The organism is Bacteroidota bacterium, assembly GCA_016720935.1.
Classification (GTDB): domain Bacteria; phylum Bacteroidota; class Bacteroidia; order AKYH767-A; family 2013-40CM-41-45; genus JADKJP01.
In genome coordinates this window covers 612,392-634,286 of sequence record JADKJP010000004.1, presented here as the reverse complement: position 1 = coordinate 634,286, position 21,895 = coordinate 612,392, and the positions used below count along the sequence as shown (strand labels likewise).

14 protein-coding genes are annotated in these 21,895 nt (G+C 41.9%); 8 read left to right on the top strand and 6 right to left on the bottom strand.

Features of this window, described 5'->3' with window-relative positions:
- Window positions 1–83: 83 nt before the first annotated feature.
- Window positions 84–3,323 (top strand): M4 family metallopeptidase, encoded by a 3,240-nt coding sequence (locus IPP86_06590; protein ID MBL0138186.1) that lies wholly within the window; start codon window positions 84–86, stop codon window positions 3,321–3,323.
- Window positions 3,320–3,802, top strand: a complete 483-nt coding sequence (locus tag IPP86_06585; GenBank protein ID MBL0138185.1) for a T9SS type A sorting domain-containing protein — start codon at window positions 3,320–3,322, stop codon at window positions 3,800–3,802. Before IPP86_06590 ends, IPP86_06585 begins: the two co-directional genes overlap by 4 nt.
- Window positions 3,803–3,875: 73 nt before the next feature.
- Here the strand turns inward: IPP86_06585 and IPP86_06580 are convergent, their stop codons facing one another.
- The 6 genes from IPP86_06580 to IPP86_06555 all read right to left on the bottom strand — a co-directional run bounded on the left by IPP86_06580 (window position 3,876) and on the right by IPP86_06555 (window position 8,282).
- Complete coding sequence (locus IPP86_06580; GenBank protein ID MBL0138184.1) at window positions 3,876–4,508, bottom strand: SpoIIE family protein phosphatase; 633 nt, start codon at window positions 4,506–4,508, stop codon at window positions 3,876–3,878.
- Window positions 4,474–5,466, bottom strand: coding sequence for a hypothetical protein (locus IPP86_06575; protein MBL0138183.1), 993 nt, complete (start codon window positions 5,464–5,466; stop codon window positions 4,474–4,476). Before IPP86_06575 ends, IPP86_06580 begins: the two co-directional genes overlap by 35 nt.
- Complete coding sequence (locus IPP86_06570) at window positions 5,375–6,028, bottom strand: hypothetical protein (protein MBL0138182.1); 654 nt, start codon at window positions 6,026–6,028, stop codon at window positions 5,375–5,377. Before IPP86_06570 ends, IPP86_06575 begins: the two co-directional genes overlap by 92 nt.
- 66 nt (window positions 6,029–6,094) lie before the next feature.
- Window positions 6,095–6,682: a SpoIIE family protein phosphatase gene (locus tag IPP86_06565; protein MBL0138181.1), complete on the bottom strand. Its 588-nt coding sequence runs from the start codon at window positions 6,680–6,682 to the stop codon at window positions 6,095–6,097.
- Entirely contained in the window at window positions 6,646–6,879 is a 234-nt protein-coding gene (locus IPP86_06560; GenBank protein MBL0138180.1) for a hypothetical protein, read from the bottom strand. The genes IPP86_06565 and IPP86_06560 overlap by 37 nt, the downstream gene beginning before the upstream one ends.
- A 107-nt stretch (window positions 6,880–6,986) precedes the next feature.
- Entirely contained in the window at window positions 6,987–8,282 is a 1,296-nt protein-coding gene (locus tag IPP86_06555; protein MBL0138179.1) for a hypothetical protein, read from the bottom strand.
- A gap of 185 nt (window positions 8,283–8,467) precedes the next feature.
- Here IPP86_06555 and IPP86_06550 point away from each other — a divergent pair, with 185 nt between their 5' ends.
- The 6 genes from IPP86_06550 (at window position 8,468) to IPP86_06525 (ending at window position 21,847) form a co-directional block, all read left to right on the top strand.
- Window positions 8,468–9,820, top strand: coding sequence for an NAD-dependent succinate-semialdehyde dehydrogenase (locus IPP86_06550; protein ID MBL0138178.1), 1,353 nt, complete (start codon window positions 8,468–8,470; stop codon window positions 9,818–9,820).
- A gap of 262 nt (window positions 9,821–10,082) precedes the next feature.
- On the top strand, window positions 10,083–12,428 hold the full coding sequence (locus tag IPP86_06545; protein MBL0138177.1) for a T9SS type A sorting domain-containing protein: 2,346 nt from the start codon (window positions 10,083–10,085) through the stop codon (window positions 12,426–12,428).
- Between the two features lie 157 nt (window positions 12,429–12,585).
- Window positions 12,586–14,937, top strand: coding sequence for a T9SS type A sorting domain-containing protein (locus tag IPP86_06540; protein ID MBL0138176.1), 2,352 nt, complete (start codon window positions 12,586–12,588; stop codon window positions 14,935–14,937).
- Between the two features lie 112 nt (window positions 14,938–15,049).
- Window positions 15,050–17,290 carry a T9SS type A sorting domain-containing protein gene (locus tag IPP86_06535; protein ID MBL0138175.1) on the top strand — a complete coding sequence of 747 codons (2,241 nt, stop codon included), beginning with the start codon at window positions 15,050–15,052 and terminating at the stop codon, window positions 17,288–17,290.
- 34 nt (window positions 17,291–17,324) lie between these two features.
- Window positions 17,325–17,894 (top strand): methyltransferase domain-containing protein, encoded by a 570-nt coding sequence (locus tag IPP86_06530; protein ID MBL0138174.1) that lies wholly within the window; start codon window positions 17,325–17,327, stop codon window positions 17,892–17,894.
- A 392-nt stretch (window positions 17,895–18,286) separates the two neighbouring features.
- Window positions 18,287–21,847 carry an SBBP repeat-containing protein gene (locus IPP86_06525; GenBank protein MBL0138173.1) on the top strand — a complete coding sequence of 1,187 codons (3,561 nt, stop codon included), beginning with the start codon at window positions 18,287–18,289 and terminating at the stop codon, window positions 21,845–21,847.
- The last annotated feature ends 48 nt before the right edge of the window (window positions 21,848–21,895 follow it).

The following is a 21,895-nucleotide window of genomic DNA, read 5'->3' as shown; positions in this document are numbered from 1 at the left end:
TCACCTCAGGCACATCAATAGAAATCCGCTATTATTTACCTTGCACTTCTGTCTAATCAATTTCCACAAAGTAATTCTACCAAATGAAATTCATCAACAAGTACTTGACGTTGCTTGTCCTGACCTTGGTCACGACCAATCTTTCCGCCCGTGAAATTACAGGCCATGAAGCACAGCAAAAAATTAAAGGCGCTGAGAAAATTATTATCGGCACCAAAAATGAAATTCCGGAATTTATCCAGTTTCGGGCCGAGGCGCAATTGCCTTTTTCATCTTTTGAAAACTGGGCTCACAACGCGCTCAAGTTGTCTTCAGATTACGGGTTTAAGTTACTGAATGCTGAGAAAGATCTTCTCGGGATGACGCACTACCGTTACAGACAAACCTACAAAGGCCTCGAACTGGAAGGTACGATGTTCCTGGTGCATGTAAAAAATGATCGCATGGTTTCTGTGAATGGAACTGTGTTCAATCGTGTTCAGTCGGCATCCACACCTGGCATTGCCGCAACTGAAGCACTCAATGCAGCTTTGGATTATGTGCATGCTGATGTTTATCGCTGGCAGCTGCCGCAAATGGAAGCTTTGCTGAAAAAGCAAACCGGTGACCCCTCTGCAACATGGTATCCGAAGGGAGAACTTGTATTGGCTCCTGTGAACGGAGAACCTAAAGATGCGAATTATATACTCGCGTATCGTTTTGATGTGTACGCTGAAAAACCTTTGCGTCGTGAATACATTTTCGTGAATGCTGCCAATGGTGCAGTGATTTATACAAAAGACCGTATTCACTACACAGATAAAATCGCTACCGCGGTGACAGTTTACAGCGGAATTCGTGAAATGACTGCTGATAGTGTAAATGCAACAACCTACAGGTTACGTGAAACGGGTCGTGGAAATGGAATTGAAACCTATAACCTCCAGCAAACTACCAATTACACCAACACCGATTTTCTGGATACAGATAATTACTGGAATAACGTAAACGCGCAAATGGATGAATATGCCAGTGACGCGCATTGGGGTGCTGAGAAAACGTATGATTTTTATAATGTAAAATTCAGCCGTAATAGTATTGATGGAAATGGTTTCCGTCTTTTAAGTTATGTGCATTACGATGTAAATTTCGCCAACGCTTTTTGGGATGGAACTGAAATGACTTATGGCGATGGCGATGGAGGAAATTATACTCCCTTTACAGCGCTTGATGTAACAGGACATGAAATTTCTCATGGACTGACAGAATTTACATCCGGACTCAATTATTCTTATGAATCAGGTGCGATGAATGAATCGTTCAGCGATTGTATGGGAAATTCTATTCGCCACTATGGAAAACCCGCTGCATCCATCAACTGGTTAATTGGCGATGAAATTTCTTCTTCTCCTTTCCGTTCAATGTCCAATCCAAACGCTTATGGCGATCCGGATACTTACCAGGGAAATAACTGGGCTACAGGAGCCGCGGATAACGGTGGTGTTCACTCCAACAGCGGTGTAATGAACCACTGGTTCTATCTTCTTACAGAAGGTGGTACCGGTACCAATGACAATGGTGATGCATACACAGTAAGCGGTTTAGGAATTGATGCCGCCGCAGCGATCTGTTTCCGCATGAATACAGTTTATCTTGTTCCAACTTCTCAGTATGCTGACGCTCGCTCTTATTCCATTCAGGCCGCGATTGATTTGTATGGTCCCTGTACAAATGAAGTTGTACAAACCGCGAATGCATGGCATGCGGTAGGAGTGGGGAATGCATTTACACCCGGAGTGACCAGTGACTTCCTTGCGCCGGTTACTGTTTTTTGTTCCGCTCCGGCTTCTGTTACATTCTCCAACCAAAGTTCTAACGCCGGAACCTTTACCTGGGATTTCGGTGATGGCGGAACAAGCAGCCTTGTAAATCCTACACATATGTATTCTTCCTACGGAACATACAATGTAAGCCTGATTGCTGATGGTGGTTCTTGCGGAATTGATACAGTTTTGAAAACGCAGTTTGTAAACATTGACAGTCTCAATCCTTGTATTGTTTCTCTTCCTTCTACCGGTTCGGGAACAATGCAAACAGCTTGTGCCGGACAACTCTACGATAGCGGTGGTCCATCAGGTGATTATGCCGACAATACTGACGCGACAATCACTATCGCTCCGGTTGGCGCATCTATCGTTACACTTACATTTAGTTCATTTGATTTTGAATCCGGTTTTGATTACCTCTATGTCTACGATGGACCAACAACCGCTTCCACTTTGATTGGAACTTATGATGGAACCGCTCTGCCCAACGGAGGAACAATTGCTTCCACTACCGGTTCCATTACGATTCGTCAAACAACAGATGGTGGACTTACACGTCCGGGCTTTGCGCTGAGCTGGCAGTGTTCTTTGTCAAATGTTCCTCCTGTTGCGAATTTCAATGCTAACAATACCACATCCTGTTCAGGAAATATTGTGTTCAGTGATCGTAGTACCAATGGTCCTACAACATGGTCATGGGATTTTGGTGATGGCGGTACATCTACCCTTCAAAGTCCATCTCATACTTATTCAGCATCCGGTGTTTATACTGTTGTCCTGATTGTGACAAATGCCAATGGCAGCGATACACTCACGATGAACAATTACATCACCATCAGTTTGCCTGTCGCTCCTGTCGCTACAGACGGATCAGCATGTCTCGGAAGTTCAGCGGCATTGACCGCTACCGGCAGTGGTGTTCTGACCTGGTATGCTGCTTCCAGCGGAGGTGCCGCTCTCGGAACCGGTTCAACATTTAATACTCCTCCACTTGCATTCCCGACAACATATTATGTGGAGGATGATATTTATCCTGCAGCACAACATGCGGGACCGGTTGACAATACATTCTCCGGTGGTGGTCCGTTTACAAATACAAATTATCATGATCTGGTATTTGATTGTTACACACCTGTGATTTTAAAATCTGTAAAAGTCTACGCGACAGGAGCCGGCAATCGTACCATCACATTAATTCAGAACAATACTACTATTCAGTCCATCACGGTCAATATTCCGGATGGTGAAAGTCGTGTGAATCTGAATTTTGATATTCCTGTTGGAACAAATCTTGAATTGGGTTGTGCCGGAAGTACAGGCTTGTACCGCAATAATGGCGGAGCCGTGTTCCTTATACACTTTCCGGAATTGTTTCAATTACCGGAACAAATGCTGGTACTCCTGGTTATTATTATTACTTCTATGACTGGGAACTTCAGGAGTATCCTTGTCAGAGTGCCCGAGTTCCTGTTCAGGCGGATGTTCTTCCTTTACCACAGGCAGCCTACACGGAAGTGATCAATGCGAATGTTGTTGATTTCACAAATACATCCACGAATGGTCAAACTTATTTTTGGACCTTCGGTGATCTGACCAGTTCAACATCACAGAATCCAACGCACACCTATTCAAATCTGGGAACATATACTGTTTGTCTCACAGCAACCGGAAGCAATGGTTGTACTGATACAATTTGTCAATCGATTACGATAACTTCTGTTGGCATCGCCGACATTTCGATCGATCACCAGGTTGAAATTTATCCGAACCCTGTTCAGGATTTGATGAAAATCAGGTTTAACAAATCTTCAGCGGGAAAGAACTGGACCATTCTGCTTACGGATATGCTTGGTCAGGTTGTGGAAGAAAAATCATTTGAGAACGTAATGCAAAACAGTGATTACTCAATCAATGTATCCGGAATTGCTCCGGGAAGCTACACTCTGGTTTTGAAAAACACGGAACAATCTTTCCAGACAAGGATCATCAAACAATAATTTCATCATCTGAAATAAAAAAAGCCATCGTCTTTTTGGGCGATGGCTTTTTTTATTTTCTAATAATTCAAAATTAAATTCTGATGCCTATAACCAGAACATCATCAACCTGGTCATAGTGGCCTTTCCAGTTGTTGAAATAGGTCAACAGTTCTTTTTCCTGTTCACGCATGCTCAGGTTTTGCATGGAAATCAGTTTATCGCGAAAACGTTTGGATAACATTTTACGTCCATCTTCTCCGCCAAACTGATCCGCATATCCATCAGAGAAAAAGTAGATGAGATCACCTTTGTGTAAATGAATTTCGTGATTGGAGAAAGTCATTTCAGCTTTGAGTCGAAAACCGCCAATGGCCATTTTGTCGGCCTTGATTTCTTTCCATTCGCCGTCGCGGATAATCCAGAGCGGACGGTTTGCCCCGGCGAACTGCAATTTATTTTCTGCCAAATCAATTGTACAGAGGGCAATGTCCATTCCGTCGTTGATTTCATCCGGATTTTGTTTCAAAGCTTCAACGATTCCCGTATTCAATTGATTCAGGATTTTTGCAGGCTGAGTAATTCCTCGTTCGTTGATGATCTGGTTCAGTTGTGAACTTCCAATCATGCTCATGAATGCGCCGGTTACTCCGTGTCCGGTACAATCCGCGGCGGAAAAAATTACCTTTCCTTCACGCTGGGAAAAAGTAAAAATCTCCGCTGACAATATCTTTTGGGAGATAAAGCACAAATGAATCTTTCAGTGCCTGGTAAATTTGTGAAGTCTCAGGAAGGATAGCGGATTGTATTCTCCGGGCGTAATGAAGATTATCAAGGATGTCACGGTTTTTTTGTTCCAGTTCTGAAGTACGGATTTTCACCTGCTCCTCAAGTTCGGATTTTTGCTCTTCCAGGATTTTCTTTTTCTCGGTTTCCTGTTCTACAGTTTTGTTGAACAATGCTTTTATCTCTTTTAACTGTGCGCCAAGTTTTTTATTGATTTTTGAAAAATCACGTGCGAGATAAACTGTCATTGCAAATGAAATACCCAGGATGGAACCATAGACCATAAAACTCAACAATGAATCCATGAACTTTGTTTGCCAGGAGTGATTGTTCAGGTTCTGTAAAATGCCAATTACCACGATTGTAATTATCAGGCAGGTGGGGAAAAACAGGAGTCCCAGTCCGAAAATTCTCGAGCCTTCCTTTTTTTCTACCATTGCAAGGATAATGAGGCGAAGTATTTCAGCGAGCGAAATAATCAGGATAATGACAAAGAGTTCTTTGTTGATAAACAAATCAAACCAATTCAACGGGTTGTATAGCAACGTGAGAACAAGGATGCTGTAAAATGCGAGGGCGGATTTTTTATTGAAAATCTGAGAGAGAAGCCTGATCATGGTCAGCGAGCAAAATGGAATGATGATGCCCGTTGAAACCGCTTCGAGAATATTTGTCATCCGGATGTTGGTCCCGGAACCTTCAATATAATTGATAAAGAAAATGGAAGCAAAGCCAAAAGCGAATAGTCCATAATAGAAATTCGCGCGTTCTCGTTTGTAATAGAAGAACAACAGTAAATGTAAAGCGCTAAAGGCAATAAATATTCCTGTAAACAGAATATTGGGTGTCTGATCCCAATAGAGGTCGGTGTATTCTCGTTCCCGATTGTATTTGGTCAACACAAATAAAAATCGGGCGGTGTAATTTTTTAAGCAAATGTTTACTCGCACCCTTAAAATTGGAATAACGAAGCGCAAAAACATGATTACCCGGTTTTAAAACCGGAAGAATCACGAGTTTGGGTTCGAAGGAATATCCGCAAACTTCGGTTGAGGCATCGGTTCCGACTTTTCCATAATCTGCAACCCTTACTCCGTCAAGATACACTTCGGTTCCACCGTAAGATTCCATGTATATTGATAAAGTGTCTTTGGAGAGTGAACTATCGATATACACGTGAAATCGAAACCATGCTATTCCTTTGAAATCGTTAAGAGGCAAACCGGTTTCCATGAATGACAATGGACTCAATGGCATCACTTGCCATAAAGAGTCGTTGTAGCCGGGCTGAGCACGTGAAATATCATCACCGGCCATGTACTTCCACCCCCTGTAAACAAAATGGTTTCTTGATTTTTTGTAGGTGGCGGATTTTAAAGTATCAACGCTTGTGCCGGCAAAGCAAATTTGCCCACTGTATAAAAAAAGAAACGTAAGCAGAATAATTTTGTAAAATTTCATACTTATCCGGAAGGTCTGATTGTATTGTTTCTATTGCTAAAAAATAATTTTATCTGAAATGAGGCGCTATATCCGAATTCCGATCACCAGAACATCATCCACCTGTTCCGTGTTTTTCTTCCATTCATCAAAAAATGATTCCAGTTTCTTTTTTTGATCCTGCATCGAAATGGTTTGCATCGACAGCAGGATTTCGCGGAAACGTTTGGAGAGAATCTTTTTTCCATCAGGACCACCGAATTGATCCGCGAATCCATCCGTAAACAAATAAATTGTGTCGCCTTGCCGGAGCTCAATTTCATGATTGGTGAACACTGCTTCACGATTGACACGAAATCCGCTAATCGGTAATTTGTCGGGTTTAATTTCTATCCATTCACTATTCCTGAACAACCAAAGCGGCCGGTTAGCGCCCGCATATTCCAACCTCAGATTTTGCAAATCAAGACTGCATAGCGCAATGTCCATTCCATCGTTCACTTCTTTGTCCGTTTGCTTCAATGCTTCTGTAATACCTGTATTGAGATGGTTCAGAATTTCGGACGGACGAAGAATTCCTCTTTCATTTATTATCTGATTCAGATGCGAACTGCCGATCATACTCATAAAAGCACCGGTTACTCCATGACCTGTACAGTCGGCGGAAGAAATGATGACGCGGTTTTCTTTTGTGAGAACGTATAGAAATCACCACTTACAATATCTTTTGGTCTGTAAAAGATAAATGAGTCTTTCAGTGTCTCGTAAATCAATTTGATGTCCGGAAGGATGGCGGACTGGATACGTCGGGCGTAATTCAGGTTGTCGAGGATGTCCCTGTTTTTAATTTCGATTTCCGCTTTCTGATGCATTACTTCCGTGGTGCGTTCCGTGACTTTTTGCTCCAGTTCAATATTCTGATTTTCCAGAATTCGTTTGCGTTCGGATTCCTGTACAATTGTTTTTTCAAAAAGCTGTTTTATTTCACGAAGTTGCTGCTGAAGTTTTTATTCATCCTTGCAAAATCCCTGGCAAGATAAATAGTCATTGAGATTGAAACACTGAGCAATAATGAGTAGCCAAAGAATTGACCAAGGAGAGCTGATAAATTTTCTTCCCAATTGCTATATCCTAGTTTTCCAATCAGGCCACTAATGATCCAGAGTATGAGCGTGCCAACAGGAGGTAATAATATTCCCAAAAGAAAAATTCCTGCTCCGTCTTTTTTCTTTAACCAGGCACGTAAGTAGACACGAATGGTTTCAATCATTCCGGTGAATATGAATCCTACAGCAAAGAAGCCGCCCAGTTTTTTAAAATCAGTCATAAAAATCAGGTATCCGGCGGAAACGAGCATGCCGGCAAGAATCCAGAAAATTGCCAATAAGCGTTTGTAAAATACCTGGTAGAGTAGCGCGAGGAAAAACAAAGGGGCCAGGTATATTGCTGCCATTTCAAGAACCATAATTTCCTGTGTAGTTTGCAAATCAGTTCCACTCATGATTTGGTATGCACCAAAGAATATGATGGTAAGAAATAAGGTAAAGAGACTGTAAAAGAGATTCGTTTTATTTTTTCTGTAGTATAGAAACAGGACAAAATGAAAGAGTGTAAGCGTTATAAATATTCCTGAGAATACCAGAATTTTAGATTCGTTTGAAAAATCAGTCAGGTCATGGAGTTCATCTGATAATCTTGATATTTCTGAATTGATTGTAACAACATCTACCTGCGAACTGAAATTGACATAATATGCCGGTTGTTTTTCTGAAAAATTTGTGATCCTGTATGCAAGCAGATGTTCTCCCGGGCGGTCAAAATAAAACGGATATGGGTTTGGCTTTACCGTAAAGCCGGATTTTTCTTCTTTTCCATTAATACCCAATGTGCCAATGGACTGAATTAGTTTTCCGTCGAGGTAAACTTCACAGGCACCTAACAAACTTGTGTTCAGAGCAAGTAGTTTATTCGTGAGACTGGAGTCCACCCATATATGTGTTCGTAACCAAACTGCGCCGAAATAGTCTTCGTAAACGGAATCGGCAGCGGTTTTTGCGGAATCAGTGAAAAGATTGTCCCAGTGTGATTCATCATACGAAGGTAATGCCCATTGCAGAGAGTCGCCTTTTTTTATGTACAACCACTTTTCGATACTTTGTTCTTTCTCTAATTTTTTCCAGGTAAGAGAGTCTAAAGCAGCAGCTGCAGATGAAAAATTATTCAGAAAAAAAATAAAAATTAAAAGAGGTATTGCTTTTAAGAAAATAGAACGCATATTGAATACCTGTGAATTTAATTTGTTTGGCGGGGGTAATGCTTTGATGGGCAGCATAGCTTGATTCTGGTACGGAAAATACATCATCGTAAGGAATATTACTAATGTTTTATCCCTATGGATAGCTATTATTTTGTGTTTTTAGTTTGGCAAATTCTTGGGATGGATGTAATTTTAGCGCATTCATGAACTATCAAAGCCGCAATCCATTCACCGGACAAGAATTAAAGAATTATTCTTTCGAATCATTTACCGGTACTGATACTGCGTGGAATGCATTTCGGATTTGGAAAAATAAATCAATTTCTGAACGTTCAGCCTGCTTCGAGCGATTAGGAGCGAGTATGTCAGATCAAAAGATGGATCTTGCCAGACTGATTACTACTGAAATGGGGAAACCGTTGAGTGAATCAGTACTTGAAATAAAGAAGTCCATTTCGGCAATAAATTATTATCGGGAAAACGCTGAAGCATTTTTAAAGCAGGAATCTGTAAAGACAGAAGCATCAGAATCATACATCTCTTTTGAACCGCTGGGTTTGATTTTTCTGATCATGCCCTGGAATTTTCCGTTCTGGCAGGTATTTCGTTGTGCCGTGCCAGCTTTGTTTGCAGGTAATGGAATTTTGTTGAAACATGCTCCAAATGTGCCGCAGTGCGCCGAGAAAATTGAATCACTTTTTTTGTCTGCAGGATTTCCAGCCGGACTTTTCAGCAATCATTTTCTTTCGAATGAAAGCGCAGCTGAACTTATCGCTGATCCACGGATTGCCGGACTGAGTTTCACGGGAAGTGATACGACAGGATCTTATCTGGCGGCAATTTCAGGGAAGCATTTGAAAAAAACAGTCATGGAACTCGGGGGCAATGATCCGTTTATCGTTTTGGACGACGCGAATATTGAACTTGCTTTGAATGCGGCGATTCGTTCCAGGAGTATCAATGGCGGACAAGCATGCAATGCGGCAAAGCGATTTATTGTCACAGAGAAAGTCGCTAATGATTTTAGCGCAAGGTTAATCGCCGCAGTTCAACAATTGAAAGTAGGCGATCCTATGGATTCAACAACTGATATTGGTCCGATGGCAAGAAAAGATCTTGCGGATAAAGTGAAAAGCCAGATTGAAGATTCGATTAAGGAAGGAGCAACAGCACATTATGGAATGAAAGGTCCGCAAGGTCATGAAAATTTTGTACAGCCTATAGTGCTCACAGGTGTTGGAAAAAATACCAGAGCATATCAGGAAGAAGTTTTCGGCCCGGTATGGTCAATTGTTATGGTTAAAGATGAAATGGAAGCGATTCGTGTCGCGAATGATTCCATGTATGGACTCGGAGCCTCACTGTGGACTAGTGATATTAGGAAAGCAAAGGAAATTATTCCTCAATTGGAAACAGGAAATGTTTTTGTAAACGATTTTGTGCGCTCTGATCCTGCACTTCCTTTTGGCGGAGTGAAACGAAGTGGTTTCGGGAGGGAGCTGTCAACAGTGGGGATGATGGAGTTTGTGAATGTTAAGACGGTTTTTGTTCGGTAGAGGAATTGCTTTGTGAAAGTGGGTATATGGTATAAGGTATTAAGTATAAAGTATTAAGTATAAAGTATAAAGAGGTGTAGTGATTGGGTATAATTTCGCCAATTTTTAGTAGGGGGAGAACCTTGTTTTCATTCTGTTTTTTGATATTTTTCATAATTCAAGCCTCGTTCGCCAATTTTTCAGGGGCATTGAACAATATACTCATGCCGTGATTCCATGCTTTTTCTACCTTTCAGCTGTTTTCTTTCTAAATCGCTTCAATATGAAAAGACTCTACACCTTCGTATTTTTTCTGCTCGTCAGCATTTTTGCTAAAGCACAGTTAACAGGGATGTCTCCCAATTCAGGATTTGTTACCCAACAAAATCTGACAACCACTATTACTTCTAACGGTTTGTTTCAACAATCCATTTCTCCTAGTGGAAACATTTACAGTATCCGGCTTACAAATGGAACAAGTGTGATTTCAATTCTGGACATGTCCAATTTCTGGACCAACGCATGCACAGTGATTGATGCAAACAATGCTGATTGCGTTTTCAATATTCCGGGAACAACTGATACCGGTACTTATGATTTGGAATTGGTGACAACCGATCTCGTTTTCTGGGGATCAAATCTTCAAACCTATACTTTACCTGCAGCATTCACGGTAACACCGCCGGATGGATACATTTCCGGTTTGGTTTATTATGACACTAATTTTAATGGAGTACATGATGCGGGAGAACCTGGAATACCGGGCGAATATGTTACCATGAGCCCGGGTGGAAGTTCTGTAACTACAGATGCAAACGGAAATTATAGTTTGGCTGCGATGAATGGAACCTATACTGTTACCTGGAATAATTTAAGCGGTACCAGCTATTTGTTAAGTTCAGATTCCGCTTCATATACTGTCACTATGAATAGTGCCAATATCTCCGGATACGATTTTGGTGGAATTGACGGTTTAGTAAGTTTATCTCCTGGAACAGCTTATCAGGGAGAACTGCTCAATGCAATTGTTGTTTCGAGAGACTTGTTCCTGACCGGAGCAAACCCGTATGGGAATATTGGTTATTCCTATATTCGAAATCAATCCACCAATTATACCTATTCTGTTCCGACACAATCATTCACTGTTCTGGATACGAACCGAGCTCAATTATTATACACCGTTCCTTTGAGCTTGCCGGTGGGAACTTATGAATTGATCATGTACGTTAACTCAAGTTATTGGTATTTACCGAATGCTCTTATAGTCACCCCCGCACCATCATTATTGACCGGACATATCTATTATGATTCAAATAACAATGGTCAGTTTGATACAGGTGAGCCTCCTGTTTCAGGGCAGAAGGTTTTATTAACACCAAATAATACCCTTGCAATTTCCGATTACTACGGGGATTATGTTCTGGGATCAGATTTGGGTTCTCATACAGTTGCATGGACACCGTATCTTGGATCCTATGTACTTTCCAGTCAGCCAAGCTATACATTTACCAATACCGGTAATATGACAGGACTGGATTTCGGTCTGAGGTCAGCGCTTCCGGATTACACCACGCATATTTATTTCAGTCCGGCATTTATGCGATGCAATCAATACGTTACATCTTACATCACTTATGTGAATCAAAGCAATGCTGTTGCACAGGGAACTATTTATATGATTCACAGTCCGAATATTGTTTTCGGTTATGTAAATCCACCAAGGACATCCTGGAACGGTGATACTACTTTCTGGACATTCAGTAATCTGCAACCTATGGAAAGTCGCTCGATTGCTGTGACCATGCAGAATCCTGGTGTTGGCAGTTCAATCTGGTATGATACACATATTGATGTAACAGATGGTACTTCTGCAATACAATATTCTGAAAGCAGTCCAAGATTCAGTGCAATTGTACGTTGTTCCTTTGATCCGAATGACAAAGCGGTAACACCTGAAGGAGTTGATGATGTGATGCATTATACTTTGATGGGTGATTCTCTGGATTACCTCATCCGATTCCAGAATTCCGGAAACGATACCGCATTTACCGTTCTCATTCGCGATACAATGGACGTGTCTCTTGATCTGACTACATTTGAAATGATTGCGAGCAGCCATAGCGTTGAAACACAAATCGACAGCAATCGCGCGGTAACATTCCTTTTCAATAATATTCTGTTGCCGGATAGTAATGTGGATGAACCCGGAAGCCATGGATATATTCGTTACCGTATTCATCCGATGGCAGGCTTACCTGATCCGACACGTGTTGAAAATCAGGCTTTCATTTACTTTGATCAAAATCCGGCGATAGAGACGAACATCACGTGGAATACGTTGGTGAACCAGATTCCGGTCGGACTGGATGATAAAATCAATATTGACAATGCTGTTGTTTTCTATCCGAATCCAATGGATAGAACCGGACGATTTATTTTTAGGAATGATAAATCAGAAAGAATGATCATTACATTGACTGATATCTCCGGAAAAACAGTGTTGAATACAACGACAACAAATGAGGAGTACACCCTCAACAAAGGAAATCTTGCAAGTGGTCTTTATTTCTTCCGTCTTTTGAATTCTGTAACCGGAGAATCGCATGCAGGTAAGATAACGATCCGCTAGGCGGGGAATCGGAAACACCGGAAATCTGTCAGAATATGTTCTGACAAGATTTCCGGTTTATTTGAAATCTCAGAGATAGAATATGTTGCAGATAGAGTTGAGCCTTCGATTTTTTTTACGTCATTGATCGGATATCCGGAATCAACAAACACCAATTATGAAGAATTTCTATTCATTCTTTATCTTAATCTTTTTCTCTCATTTTGGATTCGCGCAATTAACCGGAATCAATCCGGCCACAGGTTACAAGGGTCAAACATATCTTACTACAACTGTGACTTCCAGTAATCTTTTCTTGACTTCAATATCAGCAAATGGAAATATATACGAAGTTTACCTGGAGCAGGGTGTAAACAGGATTCCGGTTTGTGACAGGTACAACATGTTTTCAATCCCAAATCCTTGTACAGTTATAAACCCTAATACTCTAAACCTGGTATTTAGCATTCCTGGAAATGCTCTCACGGGTGTTTATGATCTGGTTGTTACGACAACAGATGTTCAATTCTACGGATCTAATTTGCAGACCTATACTTTACCATCCAGTTTTACGGTAGTTCCTCCGGATGGATATGCAAGCGGAAAGGTTTTCTTCGATAAAAATGGAAATGGAGTTTTCGATGTGATTGATTCCGGGCTGGTGAATCAGGCTCTGTTGTTGCAACCGGGCAATCAGGTTGTTTATACCGATACAGGTGGAAATTATTCCTATCCATTAATGAATGGAAGTTATACCATTACATGGACCGGAGGTAATACACATGATTATGTTCGATCATCTGATTCGGCGTCATTCACATTTGCGATTAACAACGCGAACGTCTCAGGACTGGATTTTGGTGGTGTCGACGGGATCATCGGACTATCCCCTGCTATCGCTTATCAGGGAGAGGTTTTAAATTCAATAATCACGACACTTGGATTATTTACTAGCGGGCCATATCCTTATGGAAATATCACTGTCGGATATTGGTTGCAGCAAAATTCTTCTTATGGTTATTCCATCGCAGCATCATCATTTATCGTTCTTGATTCGAATCTGGTGCAGGTTCTGACTCAAATCAGCCAGACCATGCCTGTAGGTATTTATGATTTGTATCTTTATGTAGGAGGAGGCGCATATTATCTATACAATGCACTGGAGGTGACAGTACCACCATCTTATCTCACCGGTCATATTTATTATGATGCAAATAATAACGGACAATTCGATATCGGTGAAAATCCTATTGCAAACCAGAAAGTAATCCTTAATCCTGAGGGCTCATATTCATTTTCAAACTACCTTGGAGATTATTCGATGGGCTCCACTCTCGGAACACATACCATTGCATGGACACAGGCATTCAGCAATTTTGTGATTACCAGTCAGCCAGCTTATACATTCACCAACACCGGAAACATGGGAGGGTTTGATTTTGGTTTGCGATCTTCTCTGCCGGATTATACATGTACCGTCCAGTTCAATGCTGCATCACTTCGCTGCTATCAAAGCGGAACTTCCAATATCGTCATTAGTAATACAAGCAATGTGGTCGCGCAAGGAAGCCTCTATCTCGTTGGCAGCCCCAATGTGACTTTTATATCTGCGAATCCTGTGCAAAGTGCAATTAGTGGAGACACCATCTTCTGGACTTTCTCGAATTTGCAACCCTTGCAATCACAGACAATTAATATCACCATGATGAATCCCGGTCCGGGAAATATGGTTTGGTTTCAGTCGCACATAGATGTCGAAGATGGATTTGGCAATGTGCAATTTTCTGTCGACGGTTCTCCTTATCAAAGACTCATACTTTGTTCCTATGATCCCAATGACAAAACAGTCACTCCTGAAGGTGTTGACGATATCATGCATTACACGATGATGAACGATTCACTGGATTACATGATTCGATTCCAGAATTCCGGTAATGATACGGCTTTCACAGTAATCATTCGTGATACACTTGATGCATCACTTGACATGAGCACGTTTGAACTGATTGCGAGCAGCCATAGCGTTGAAACACAAATCGACAGCAACCGCGCCATAACTTTCCTCTACAACAATATTTTATTGCCGGATAGTAATGTGAATGAGCAGGGAAGTCATGGCTTTGTTCGCTACCGTATACATCCGAAAACAGGATTACCTGATCCGACACGTGTTGAAAATCAGGCTTTCATTTACTTTGATCAAAATCCGGCGATAGAGACGAACATCACCTGGAATACTTTGGTGAACCAGATTCCGGTTGGACTGGATAAGCCTGTGATGGTTGATCGCGACGTTTATTTTTATCCAAATCCTATGGATAAACAGGGAACATTCATTTTCAAAAATGATCAAAGGGAAAAAATGAAAATTTCATTATTTGATAATTCCGGAAAAGAAGTATTAAAGGCTGAGACAAATCTTGATAAATATCAGATTTCAGGGGAAAACCTGAGTTCGGGTCTTTATTTCTTTCAAATAATCAATTCCAAAACCGGAGAAACCCACAAGGGAAAGATAGCGATCCGCTAGGCGGACAATCGAAAAAGCCGGGAATCGGGATGGGGGAAACCTTGTTCATGATTTCCGGTTTTTTATTTTCTCCCTGCGAAGTCAAATGATAACTTTACATCAAATTGCCATCATGAAAAAGCTTGCTTTGTTCTTCGGAATACTTATGTGCATCAGTGGAAGAGCACAACAACCATTAAATTTTCATTTCGCTGATTCCATTCCTGTTGTTGATGCCGGACATCAGTTGTTGTATCCATGGGCCGGGGGAATTAATTTCCCAAAGTTTTCAGAAATCGATTTGAACTCCGATGGATTGATGGATCTTTTTGCTTTTGATATGTCAAACAACCGTCCGATGACGTTTGTCAATACAGGTGGTGGCGGAATTAATTCTTATCGCTATGCTCCGGAATACGCTGCTCAGTTTCCGGAGATGCGTGGTTGGGCACTTTTGTACGATTACAATTGCGATGGGAAAGCGGATTTGTTTACTGTTCCTCTGAATAACAATGGCATCATGCAATACCGCAATGATTCACAATCCGGACAATTAATTTTTACTCTTGTGGAAAATCAGATCAAAGCGGATTATGGTGGCGGTTCATTCTCAAATATTCTTGCGAGTGGTTTTTTGATCCCGGATTTTAATGATATCGATAATGATGGAGATATGGATATCCTCGGACAACAATTCTTTTGCGTTGGTTCTTTTGCCTATTACAAGAACATGAGTATGGAGCAATATGGTGTTTGTGATTCCATCAACAAATTTGTTCTGGAGACTTATGCTTGGGGGCATTTTGCATTGCGAGGTGGAAATTATAGTAATGTTGCGGTTGGTACATTCAGTTCAAGCTGTACAACTAATCAACCTGTTCCGCCTGAATTGCTGGAACCAAGTGTTGCTCGAAGAGATGATACATATGCGCAAGGGTTCACAATCGATATTGATGGTGATAATGACAAGGATCTTTTGATTGGAGATTCACAGGCTGTAAATAGTTTGCTCATCATTAACGGTGGTACCAATGTTGCCGCGCAAATGGTTTCGCAGGATACTTTATTTCCTTCCTACAACACACCGGCGAATATGACGACATTCACTTCTCATGCGTATGTTGATGCGGATCATGATGGCGTAAAAGACCTGCTCGTGAGTAACCGGGAGTTTGAAAATAAAAACGGAGTCCTGTATTATAAAAATAACGGTACCAATGCTGTGCCCGTTTTTTCTTTCCAGCAAAATGCATTTTTACAAAGTGAAATGATTGATTTGGGTGAAGGGTCTGCTCCCGTGTTTTTTGATGCCAATGCGGATGGTTTGCTTGATTTGATCATTGGTTATAAATCATTATCAGTTGGAAGCGGAAATGTTGAATCCGGTTTGGCGTATTACAGAAATACGGGTACACCTTCTTCGCCTTCATTTGAATTTGTAACAAGAAATTATGCCGGAGCCATACCTTTTAATCTGCAGGGACCACTTATCCCGACTTTCGGTGACCTCGATGGAGACCTTGATGCGGATTTGATCATTGGTTCGGAGGATGGAAAATTGTATTACTTCAACAATACCGCCGGACCAGGAGTAGCTGCATCATTTGTTTATACAGCCGCGGCATACATGGGAATAGATGTCGGAAATACTGCGGCGCCTCAATTGGTGGACATCACCCGTGACGGTAAACCGGACCTGATAATAGGGGAGAAGAACGGATTTGTAAATTACTTTGAAAATATCGGGACCGTTAATTCCGCATTCTTCAGTAATACGCCTACCAATGATACATTGGGTGGAATTGTTGTTCAAACAAGCGGTTTCCCGGACGGGTATTCTGTTCCATATGTATTCGACGACAATGGTTCTTATCGCATGATTGTTTCCTGCATGCAGGGCAAAGTATTTTCCTATTCAAATATTGACGGAAACCTGAACGGAACATTTACTCTCGATGACACGCTGCTTTCGCAAATCCAGGGAAACAAATACAGTTTCCACATGACAGTGAGTGGAGGCGATCTCAATGAAGACGGATTCCTGGATCTGGTATATGGCTTGTATGGAGGTGGCGCACAAATATTTTTGCAAACCGATCCAACGGCAGGAGTAAAAGAAATTACTGCTACGAATCCATTTGACATTTATCCTGTTCCCGCAACCAATGAAGTTGTCGTGCAATGGAAAGATCAGTTAAGACATCTTGCGACAGCCTATACGATAAAAGATATGTATGGCCGGACTTTGTCAAGTCATACATTTTCAGGAAAAGAAACAAAGATTGATGTGAGCAGTTATGCCTCCGGAATTTACTTCATTTGCCCTGAGAAAAACTCCCGATTCCCTGCTTCCAAATTTATAGTCATCCACTAATTCTCTTTGCGTCCTTAGCGCGAAAAATTCTAGTTTGCTTCCTTCCAACTATCCCACACAACGAGAAGAGCTTCTCCTCACCGGACTTTCATTTCAGCTGGATATAATTTCAGATGTTGATTTTCTCTTCAATGAATTAATCCGTAAGGGAGAAGATCATCCGGATGTACAGGATGAACGGATTCCGTATTGGGCGGATTTGTGGCCATCCGCTATCGCGCTTTCAAATTATCTTATTTCCTCAAGCATCATTCAGCCCGGACAACACGTGCTGGAAATCGGATGTGGACTAGGTTTGCCCGGAATTGTCGCGGGAAAATTGGGAGCAAAAGTCACGCTCACCGACTACATGCCGGAGCCACTCGTTTTTGCAGAACACAATTGGAAATTGAATAATCCTCAACCTGCATCCTTTCAAATTCTCGATTGGAGAAATCCCGATCCTTCTTTCGCTTCCGATCTCGTTCTGGCCGCAGATGTTGCCTATGAAACAAAAGCATTTTCAGATTTGATCAATGCCTTCGGAGTCCTTGTAAAACCCGGCGGAACACTTCTCCTCGCCGAACCTAACCGTGCTTTCGCTCAATCTTTTTTTCTCAGCTAAAAAAAAAGGATTTAAAGTGAATTCAACATTCATGAATGTGCTAAGACATCAGTTGAAAACGAAAGTGAATCTCCATCTAATCACTCCAAAATAATACAAGCTTTTCAAATCTCTTTCCCTCGTACCTTTGTTATTAAGTTATTGAGTTATTGAGTTATTAGGTTATTGAGTTATTAGGTTATTGAGTTATTAGCTTATTGTGCGGATGTTCGTCCCTCGTCCCTCGTCCCCCGTCCCTCGTCCCCCGTCCCCACTTTTTCACCACAAAACCATGAGTTTCTGATTTATTTACCAATTCTGTAATAAAACCGTCAGATCCGACCTGATTTTGTACTAACCAGGAACCGCTTGTATCCGTTTTTAGAGCGAACAATGGATCCTATGAAAAACAGATGTTTTATTATCGACCGCGTATTGCTGGTATGTGGCGTAATTTTTCAATACAGTTCAGCGCGAACGCTCAATCATTTTTATGGGCGAAACAGGGAAGCTCCCAGGGTTTCGAATATGGCAATGCTATTGTAGCCGATGATTCCGGAAACGTGTATGTTTCTGGACAAATCGAATACTCGGCTGTGTTCGAAAATGTAACTCTCAATTCAAACGGCAAACACGATATTCTTGTCGGTAAATACGATACCGATGGAAATTTGAAATGGGTAAAACATGCCGGTGGAAATGGTGGAGATGTTAGTTGGGGAGTAGGAGTAGATGCGCAGCACAACAGCTATCATACCGGAGAGTTTGAAACCACTGCCGGATTCCAGGCAGGCGATTCATTGACGGTACAGGGAGCGAATGATATATTTTTTGTGAAGTATTCAAGCGGAGGAAGTTTTCTCTGGGCGAAAAGGATGGGAGGAACAGGTGATGATAAAGGAAAGGCAATCACAACAGATCCGAATGGTTTTAGTTACCTCACCGGTTACTTTTCCGGAAATGCAAATTTCGGATCACTGAATATGACCAGTAGTAGTAATAGCAACGATATTTACCTCGCGAAAGCTGACCCGAATGGAAATATTCTTTGGGTGAAGAAAGCAGGCGGAACAAAAGAAGATCGTGGTCGTGGTGTTGCTTTTGATCAACAAGGCAATGTTTTTATCACCGGAACAATTACACAAGCAGCAAACTTTAGCGGTACAAATGTGAGTGTGCAGGGTAAGAACAGTATGTTCATCGCGAAGTACGATACCAGCGGAAATTTTCAGTGGGTGCGTACAGCCGGTGGTTGCTGTGATACAACACGAGGCAATGCAATCACAACAGATGAATTGGGAAATGCTTATGTAGCTGGTTATTTCAAAGACACTACATATTTTGGATCTAATGAATTAATCTCAGAAGGAAGTACGGATAATTTTCTTGTAAAATATGATCCGAACGGAAATGTTCTTTGGGCAAAACGTAGCGGAGGGCCTTATGAAGATATGGCCTATGCATGTACTTACGATGCGCGAAAAAATCAGGTCTATGTTACCGGACAAATTGACGATCACGGATATTTTGGAACTGTTTATGTTGGTGCCCGAGGGAACAGAGATGTGTTTATTGCAGTGTATGATACAGCAGGTAATGTAAACTGGGCTAAACCCGGAGGCGGAGTTCAGCGTGATGCGGGTTTGGCTGTCACCTGCGATACATTAAGTAATGTGTATACATCAGGATTTTTTAACGATACAGCCTATTTCGGTCCTGCAACTTTGCAGGGTTATCCACTAGCAGATTTTTATGTTGCAAAAACATCTCCTGCAATTGCAACACAACCGAATGTCAATACTTCTTCAGTACAGATTACTAGTTCCAACTGTGGTGACCTTCAATTGAATTTTCTTCCGGGAAATGGTTATGGAAGAATTGTTGTTGCAAAAGCCGCATCAGCAGTGAATGCATTCCCTGTCGATGGAATGTATTATATAGCCAACAGTCAGTTTGGTAGTGGTGCAAATCTTGGTTCTGACAATTATGTAGTCTATAACGGTACAGGAAATTCTGTAACCGTAACCGGACTGACACTCGGTGTTCGATATTATTTTCAGATTGTAGAATACAACGGTCTGGGTTATGCCGCGAATTATCTGAGTGTTGGCAATCCAACGGTGAATGCGGTGTCAAACGGCTTCACAATGACTGCTGTTGCCGGTTCATCAACTTTATGTGCCGGCTCTTCAACTCAGTTGACGGCAAGCGGCGCTTCCACTTATCAATGGACACCCGCAACCGGATTAAGCGCAACAACCGATGCTGTCGTTACAGCGAATCCTGCAAGCACAACAACCTATACGGTGACAGGAACAAATTCCGGAGCTTGTACAGCTCAGGCATTGGTGACAGTCACGGTGAATACTGTTCCGGTTGTTAGTTTCGGAAATTTGTCTTCAGTTTGTCTGAACGCGAATGCAATCACTTTGACACAAGGATCTCCTGCGGGAGGCACTTATTCCGGTATCGGAGTGAGTGGTGGTGTATTCACACCTTCAACAGCAGGCGTCGGACAACATATTCTTACGTATCAATATTCAAACGGAGGATGTACCGCATCCGATACTTCGGTGATTTCAGTTTATACTCTTCCAACGGTAACATTATCTTCTTTCGCGGATGTGTGTTCCAGCGTGGCTCCGATTACTTTAAGTGGCGGTTCGCCTGCCGGTGGAACGTATTCTGGAAACGGAGTGAGTTCTGGAATCTTCAATCCTGCTACGGCAGGTGCGGGAACACATACTATTACTTATACGTATTCCGATGCAAGCGGATGTTCTAATTCTGCAACTAGAAATATTGTTGTACTTGCAGCACCATCAGTAACGCTTGGTTCCTTCTCTCCGGTTTGTGCGAATTCAGCCTTCTTCGCCTTGAGCGGAGGATCTCCTTCCGGTGGTACATATTCCGGAAATGGAATTAACAACGGAAATTTCTTCCCGGTATTAGCCGGCGCTGGAAATGATACTGTTGTCTATACTTATACTGCAGCGAACGGATGTTCGGCTTCTGCTATTTCTACAATTTTCGTAAATACTTTACCGAATGTGACGATCAGTACATTCTCACCGACTTGCTTAAATACTACTCCTTTCAACCTGAGCGGTGGTTTACCAAACGGAGGAAGTTACAGTGGAAATGGTGTGACGGGCTCTACATTTAATCCTTCAGTTGCCGGAGCGGGCTTTACTACGATTACATACGTCTATACGGATGCTAACGGTTGTACCAATTCCGCTCAGACACAAATTACTGTGACAGCTCCGCCAACAGTAACACTCTCCGCATTTACCGGATCTTGTATCAATGGCACTCCTGTTGTACTCAGCGGAGGAAGTCCTTCCGGTGGTACTTATAGTGGCACCGGTGTGAGCAACGGAACCTTTAATCCGCAAATAGGATTGGGAACTTATACAATCAATTACAGTGTTACACAAAACGGTTGTGTCGGAAGCGCGTCACGACCAATGACGGTTTACCCTGCGCCTTCTGTGCAATTGGGTGCTGATTCTGTAGTGTGCGCGAATGCAACAATTGTACTCAGCATCGGATCAGGATACAGTTCTATCTTTTGGTCTACCGGTGAAACAAGCACATCCGTGAATATCGACAGCTCAGGATCAGGAGTTGGAACAAAATTAATTTACGTAACTGTTGGCAATGCCTTCGGTTGTCAGTCCAGCGATACAATCCGCATTACTTTCGATCCTTGCAGTGCCATTTCACAACCTGCAAAAGAAAACCTGGGCGTCTTTGTGTATCCGAATCCGTTCCGCGGTACATTCCGCATCCTGACGGAGAAAGTGGTGACCATTCATATCTATGATATGAGCGGAAGATTACTCGAAGAACAGGAAAATGTCAACGGTTACACAGAGGCTGGAGCAAGACTTGCCGCTGGAACTTATTTCGTGGATGTGATCTATATGGATCAACGGAAAACGATCAAAGTAATAAAGACAGAACACTAAAAATATCTTTTGTATACAAAACCCCGGATCTTATTTCAGATCCGGGGT